Origin of the sequence: Sphingobacterium sp. UBA1897 (assembly GCF_002337775.1) — a bacterium.
Lineage (GTDB): Bacteria > Bacteroidota > Bacteroidia > Sphingobacteriales > Sphingobacteriaceae > Sphingobacterium > Sphingobacterium siyangense.
The window spans coordinates 22,702-29,479 of sequence record NZ_DDGR01000009.1 but is presented as its reverse complement, the minus strand read 5'-3'; the positions used below and the strand labels follow the sequence as shown (position 1 = coordinate 29,479).

Below are 6,778 nucleotides of genomic sequence, written 5' to 3'. Positions count from 1 at the left end.
AGTCTCAACTGTGGTTTAGACTTGATTGGTGAAGTTCTCTATGGTAAATGGAAAATACGATTATTGTGGTTTATCAATGAAGGGTACAAACGCCCAAGCGAACTCCAGCGCAAAATACCGGATGCTTCACGAAGAGTGCTAAATGTTCAGCTAAAAGAACTTGAAGAGCACGAATTGGTTGCAAAAGTTATTTACCCTGTTGTACCACCTAAAGTGGAATACAGTCTTACAGAATTTGGGAAAACTTTAATCCCTGTAATTTCTGCGCTAGGAAATTGGGGTGATGAGCATCAGGAGCTTCTAAGGAAAGTAATTTTGAAATAAAACGTTCAATTTCCCCGAGGGAAATCCAAAAAAATGGTGTGCGAAAGATCAAAAAAAAGTCGATTCTTCGTTTAGAATCGACTTATATACATACGCTAAAAAAGGTTTGTCCCGCAAAAAATCGTCGTTTTAATGCGGTATTGCAATTTCCGTTCTTCTTTTAATAAGATGGAAAGGAAGTACTGCTTTTTAACATCATTTTGATTTTGGCTCGGCCTTCTCTTGAGCATCTTCTGCTTTAGATGTAATCTGACCTTTCAGTTTATCAAAACCATCGGTCACCGAATTAGCGACATTACTTGCCGTCTCTTTAACACTCGCAGAAGCACTGTTGAACTGATCCTTCACGGCGTCACTAAGTTCTCCATATTTATTCTTTGCCTGATCCTTTAAATCATCTGACTTTTTCTTTATTTTCTTTCTTGTTTCCTCTCCACTTTCTGGAGCAAATAATAGTCCTACAAGTGCTCCAAGAGCTGCACCTGCCAGCATTCCAAGAACTAAGCCTGATTTATTATCTTTGTTGTTGAACATGGTAGTTTTATATTAAGTGGTTTGTAATTAATTCTATACAGTCAAAAAATACAATTAACATACCAACTTAACCAGTCTTCGAAATAAAAACTAAGTTTAGGTAATAATCGGAATCGTTAACCGTACTTAGACCTGTCACTTCATAGATTCTTTGATTCCCAAAATAGAATGGCGTTTAAGCTTCCCTTCGTTTAATTTGTGCCTGAATATTGTTTATCAGCAATATTTAGGAAGTTTATAAGTTATTAAATTATGATATTAACATCCATTTATTTAAACTTGTCCTATATCAGTTATTACAGACTAACCGAAGTTTATGGTAATTATTAACAATTTTGAAGAATATAAGGCCTACGAGGGCAAACTCATCGGGGTTTCCAATTGGCATGTAATTAATCAACAGCAGATCAATCTGTTTGCGGATGCGACGCACGATCATCAATGGATACATGTCGACAAAAAAAAAGCCGAAGAGGAAGGTCCCTTTTCTTCAACTATTGCACATGGGTATCTGACCCTATCATTAATTCCTTACTTATGGAAGCAGATTGCAGATGTTAGAAACGTGAAAATGGAAATCAATTATGGAATAGAAAATTTCAGATTTGGACAAGCTGTCCCTGTAGATAGTGAAGTTCAACTCCAAGCAACCGCAAAATCCATCTGCAACCTTCGCGGAACAATAAAAGTGACTATTGAGGCTAAACTTGTTATCAAGAATCAAATTAAGCCAGCTTATATCGGGGATGTAGTATTCCTCTATCATTTCAATACCTAAACTCGGTATATTTCATTATCAGCAACGCTATCAAGAACGCCCTTACCTAAGTGTAAAAATTACAACAAAATGCAAGGGCCGCCATTTTAGAACGCTCTCCTTTTATACATTTCCGATAATCTTTTATGGTCTCTTATCGACAATTTATCAATTACTTCCCGACAATCACTTTTCGATGTTCAGTTCCCCATTCGGCCAGGGTATTGATGATTTTTTTAGCGTCAAGCCGCATTCTGTTAGTTGATATTGAACCGTTACGGGTTGCGTGTCGAGAACTATCCACAGTTGCAGCTAGCGGAAACAAAGTGGATGTGCTTGTACTGAATGCGTGAATAGCAAAGCAATATTCAATTGAAGATACAACCGAAGAGGTTTTTGACGACCTTTACAACATCAATGTCAAAGGACTATTCTTTACTTTGCAAAAATTAATCCCTCATTTATCAGAAGGAGCTTCCATTGTTCTTATCTCATCTGGAGTCTCTGTGAGCGGGTATGCACAAATGGGGGCTTATGCAGCTACTGAACTGGCAGAATCTTGGAATTAACATTTGAAACGCCACAAGGAAGCAGTCCGTCGATTAGATCTCTCAGCGCTCCTCTATCAATTTCTGGTCGGAAATGTTCATCTCCGAATACGGGGGCTTCGTCTCGCTGACTCTCATCCATCAGCATATTTCCCTGCGGATCAAGCAGACGGTATTTGTGTCGCCTCCATCGCTTTAAGACCTGAATCAAAGTGGTAAGGATAAGACGCCGCCGACCGACAGTGAAGAAATGTATATTTCCGCAGAGCTATATTTCGCGAAGGTCTCGAGAAATTGGAACGGAGGTATTTTAATGAAATCGGAGCATTGAAAAACGTCTGGAGAGAGACTACAATATACTAATCTTTGAGGTGGAAAGTTAAATGAGCTGTTAAGATATAATCCTCATTTTGCTTTAATTTTATCTCTATGCTTTAGACCAAATTTAATTAAAGCATTGGCAACTTTCTCCGTTTCTTTAGCATAGGCGGTAAGCGCATAAGAAACGGTCACAGGTTTGGTATCATTAACTGTTCTACTAATCAGTAAATTGTCTTCTAATTCCTGAAGTTCCTTGGATAGAACTTTTGGGGATATTCCCTGAGCCATCTCTTGCAGATCTTTAAACCGCATTGTGCCGTGTTGCTGCAAATTGTGCAGGATACAAAATTTCCATTTGCCACTGAGCAATTCAATGCCATCTTTTAATGCCAATATCGTTTCTTTATCAATATTTTTATTGCTCATATGATAGTTACTTTCCTAAAGGTAATGAATAGTAAATATATATTGAATATCCAATAGTTTTGTTGAACAGAAATTTAAGGAAAATCATTATGAAAGTAACAGTAATCGCAAATATTTCAGCTAATGGAAGAATTTTGATATCCGATAATCCACATCATAAGCTGCCACCGGAAGCAATGGAATTTTACGTACAATTTGTAAGGCAGGTTGGAAATGTAGTGATAGGATTGAAAACATTTGAAAATTTTCTAAATTTTCCAGATCCGGTAAAAGATCATTTTAAGGGAATAGAAATCATCATATTGGCCGATAAACCTTATACGGCTGATGGTTACAAGACTTTAGCAAGTCCTGAGGAGGCAATTGCATATATGTCTGCAAAAGGAGTGCGGGAAATAGCCGTTGGAGGCGGAGCAGGTACTTTCAACGCTTTTTTGGACAAGAATTTGGTTACCGATATTTATTTTAACGTCAGCCCTATAATCACTGGAGCTGGAGCAATTTTAGCAAACAATAAGGAGTTAAGTTCAAAGTTCAAGTACAAAGGACAGGCGCTTAAAAAAGGTTTTCTTCAATTGCATCTAACTAAAGAATACTAAATAACGACAAACCAAAAATGTATTTCAAAAATAGTTGAATGACGGAAACAAATCCGCTAAAATTATTTCTTTCGGATCTATATCAACGATGTATGTCTCCTTCAATTCTATCTTCGAAACGCTATGTGCCGCAGCATTTTGTGCAAAGAAGACCGTATAAAATCCGACCAATAGTTATAACAAAATGGAAACTTCATATAAGAAGTTTTATAGAAATTAAATCTACTTAATTTATCCGTCGCTTCCAACTGTAGTCAAACAAACAGCTTTCGCACCTAACAAAGAAATAATTGGTGTATATTTTAATGTTGTATTAGCTCTAAACTTACCAAAGTTCCATTATCCAATAGAAGATTAAAACTTTAATAAATCGTTGACGTTTTTGACCAATGTCAACGACTGTATCCTAATATAAAGTGCATCTTTGACGTATAAAATAATAAGCGATGAGAGAGCAACTATTACAATTGTTACGTGAGAAAGCGTTGTTAACCGAACAGCAATTAGCAGAGGCCCTAACTTATTTTAAACATCAATCGATAAAGAAAAATAACCATCTGCTCAACGAAGGTTCCATTGCAGACTATCTTTTCTTTGTCGGTAAGGGCTGTTTGCGCCTATATTTTCGCAATGACGAACTATCAACGGCAACCCGATTCATGGCTTTTGAGCATACTTTTCTAACCTCTATCGTTAGTTTTATCTCAAGACAGCCCGCTACAGAATTTATCCAAGCAGTAGAAGATACGGAGGTGCTCAGCATCAGCAACACTGATTTTACCTTTTTGAGGGAAAACATGCCTGGCTGGGACAATTTTTATATCTACATTCTCGAATATGGATTAACTGTCATAAATAATAAACTCAGCAGCTTATTAACTCAAACCGCTAAAGAACGCTATCGCGATCTACTGAAAAATAATCCTGAGCTCATACAGCGTTTGTCTAATGTCAACCTTGCGGCTTATCTGGCCATATCGCCTGAAACACTAAGTAGACTAAAATCTACTATATAACTAATAAAAAATGAGAAGCGATGAAGTAAAGAAGGGATACCAACGTACTCCCCATAGAGCCCTATTTCGGGCCACAGGCATAAATGATAACGATTTCGATAAGCCTTTTATTGGAGTAGCAAATTCCTTTATCGAAATTATACCCGGACATTTTTTTCTGAATAAGGTTGCTGAGATCATTAAAGAAGAAATCAAGGCAAACGGATGTATTCCTTTTGAATTCAATACGATAGGTATTGACGATGGTATTGCTATGGGACACGATGGTATGCTTTACTCGCTCCCCAGCCGAGAATTAATTGCCAACTCAATTGAAAGCGTCATGAATGCACACAAATTGGATGCGATGATAGCTATCCCTAACTGCGATAAGATTGTACCCGGGATGATTATGGGTGCGCTACGTGTAGATGTGCCTACAATTTTTGTAAGTGGAGGACCCATGCGAAAAGGATATACCAAAGATGGTACTGCCATTGACCTGTCTACAGCTTTCGAGGCTGTGGGCAAACACGAAGCGGGCTTAATCAGTGACGATGAACTCAAAGACATCGAGTGTAACGCATGCCCCAGTGGTGGTAGTTGCTCGGGTATGTTTACAGCAAATTCCATGAACACGCTGATGGAAGCTATGGGTATAGCACTACCTGGTAATGGAACCATATTGGCGTTAACACCCGAGCGTGAAAATCTATATCGGGAATCAGCCAGAAGGATCTGTGAAATCGCCAAAGACGATCAGCTTTCCAAACAATTCAAACTTAAAAACATCATTAATGCAAAAGCCATCCAGAATGCTTTTGCAGTGGATATGGCTATGGGTGGTAGTACCAATACTGTTCTTCATATGCTTGCTATAGCTCACGAAGCAGATGTAGATTTTCAGCTTAGGGACATTAATTCAATATCGGATCAAGTAGCTCACATCGCAAAAATATCGCCCAGTTTAAGCACCGTTCACATGGAAGACGTCCATCGCGCCGGGGGCGTAAATGCTGTAATGAACGAAATGACCAAGCGCAGCAACCATGTCCTCCTGGATAATATAACGGTCGGTGGCGAAATGCTATTTGAAAAGATAGCAAATGCAGCGATCAAAGATCCAACAATCATACATACGATAAACAATCCATACAGTCCTGTCGGAGGATTGGCGATTCTATTTGGAAATCTGGCAGAGCAGGGAGCTGTGGTAAAATCCGCAGGAATCACGGGCGAAAAGAAATTTAGCGGGACTGCAGTTTGCTATGATAGCCAACAAGATGCCATAGTAGGCATCCTTGCCGGTGAGATCAAAGCTGGCGATGTTGTGGTGATCCGTTACGAAGGTCCCAAAGGTGGGCCGGGGATGCAGGAAATGTTGACACCTACAAGCCTGATCATGGGAATGGGATTGGGTAGTTCGGTAGCCTTGATAACAGATGGGCGATTCAGCGGAGCTACTCGCGGAATAGCTATAGGACATGTCTCCCCTGAGGCTGCTGAAGGTGGATTAATTGGATTACTAAAAAACAGAGATCACATCGTTATTGATATTGACCAACATATGCTTTCAGCTGACATTAGCGAAGATGAGATACAATTGCGAAGAAATAACTTTATTCCGATCAGAAAAAAACTAAATTCTAAATGGTTGAGTCAATATCGGCAACTTGTTAGCAATGCTAGCAGTGGTGCTATATTAAATTGTGATTTTTGAAAATAAAATCGTCTCAGCTTAGCGAATTGACGTGATAGCCAAATTCTAATGATTTAGGCAAATAAGGAAGTACCCCCAAAAAAACTATTAAATTAAAAGTTCAAGTTGCAACGCGTCAACTTGGACTTTTAACAACTTTCTACTCCTTTCTGGAGACTTGTAGTCCGATTGATAAAAACTTCTTGAATACAATAGATTAAACCCATAAAAACAGATATGCGTTGTTTAACGAGATGCGGAGTATATATGACATCTTCATTGACTGTCTTTCGGTTGATGCCCCACAACCTAGCGATGGAGCGATTACTCTCCCCACGGGCTTTTAATTGAATTACATTTATTTGAAAAAAAGTCCAGCTATAAGTAACATAACTGAACTCCGTAGTTTTTATTTATACACTTAGTGGGACAGTCCCGACCGGTACACAATTCTATAACCTCTTCTCATTATAAACCGCGTTTGACATTTTGAAACTTTACCTCCGTCAATTTGCTGATTAATAATAAAAACTTGTCTCAAATAGATAGAATTTCGTATCCTTCCACCCCAATGT

At 38.5% G+C, this 6,778-nt stretch carries 9 protein-coding genes; 7 read left to right on the top strand and 2 right to left on the bottom strand.

All coding sequences use genetic code 11. From position 1 onward, the window contains the following. Positions 1 to 324 (top strand): winged helix-turn-helix transcriptional regulator (locus tag B4N43_RS07400; RefSeq protein ID WP_286733856.1); only part of this gene is annotated, 324 nt, incomplete at its 5' end. Positions 325 to 519: 195 nt separating this feature from the next. Here B4N43_RS07400 and B4N43_RS07395 read toward each other — a convergent pair. Then, positions 520 to 858 (bottom strand): YtxH domain-containing protein, encoded by a 339-nt coding sequence (locus B4N43_RS07395; RefSeq protein ID WP_120333730.1) that lies wholly within the window; start codon positions 856 to 858, stop codon positions 520 to 522. Between the two features lie 316 nt (positions 859 to 1,174). Between B4N43_RS07395 and B4N43_RS07390 the strand changes: the two genes are divergently transcribed. The 3 genes from B4N43_RS07390 (at position 1,175) to B4N43_RS07385 (ending at position 2,382) form a co-directional block, all read left to right on the top strand. Then, the gene (locus tag B4N43_RS07390) at positions 1,175 to 1,636 is read left to right on the top strand and encodes a MaoC family dehydratase (RefSeq protein ID WP_286733852.1); all 462 of its coding nucleotides are present in this window, start codon (positions 1,175 to 1,177) and stop codon (positions 1,634 to 1,636) included. Between the two features lie 332 nt (positions 1,637 to 1,968). Continuing rightward, a complete protein-coding gene (locus B4N43_RS25490; protein ID WP_414711893.1) occupies positions 1,969 to 2,184 on the top strand; it encodes an SDR family NAD(P)-dependent oxidoreductase in 216 nt (71 codons plus the stop codon). A gap of 3 nt (positions 2,185 to 2,187) precedes the next feature. Further along, positions 2,188 to 2,382 carry a hypothetical protein gene (locus B4N43_RS07385; RefSeq protein WP_286733851.1) on the top strand — a complete coding sequence of 65 codons (195 nt, stop codon included), beginning with the start codon at positions 2,188 to 2,190 and terminating at the stop codon, positions 2,380 to 2,382. 186 nt (positions 2,383 to 2,568) lie between these two features. On the opposite strand, the gene B4N43_RS07380 is transcribed toward B4N43_RS07385, so the two are convergent. After that, entirely contained in the window at positions 2,569 to 2,910 is a 342-nt protein-coding gene (locus B4N43_RS07380; protein WP_286733849.1) for a winged helix-turn-helix transcriptional regulator, read from the bottom strand. Between the two features lie 89 nt (positions 2,911 to 2,999). Between B4N43_RS07380 and B4N43_RS07375 the strand changes: the two genes are divergently transcribed. The 3 genes from B4N43_RS07375 (at position 3,000) to ilvD (ending at position 6,224) form a co-directional block, all read left to right on the top strand. Further along, positions 3,000 to 3,509 (top strand): dihydrofolate reductase family protein, encoded by a 510-nt coding sequence (locus tag B4N43_RS07375; protein WP_286733846.1) that lies wholly within the window; start codon positions 3,000 to 3,002, stop codon positions 3,507 to 3,509. Positions 3,510 to 3,955: 446 nt separating this feature from the next. Then, a complete protein-coding gene (locus tag B4N43_RS07370) occupies positions 3,956 to 4,525 on the top strand; it encodes a Crp/Fnr family transcriptional regulator (protein ID WP_153848103.1) in 570 nt (189 codons plus the stop codon). A gap of 10 nt (positions 4,526 to 4,535) precedes the next feature. After that, positions 4,536 to 6,224, top strand: a complete 1,689-nt coding sequence (gene ilvD / locus B4N43_RS07365; protein WP_286733843.1) for a dihydroxy-acid dehydratase — start codon at positions 4,536 to 4,538, stop codon at positions 6,222 to 6,224. Positions 6,225 to 6,778 lie beyond the last annotated feature (554 nt).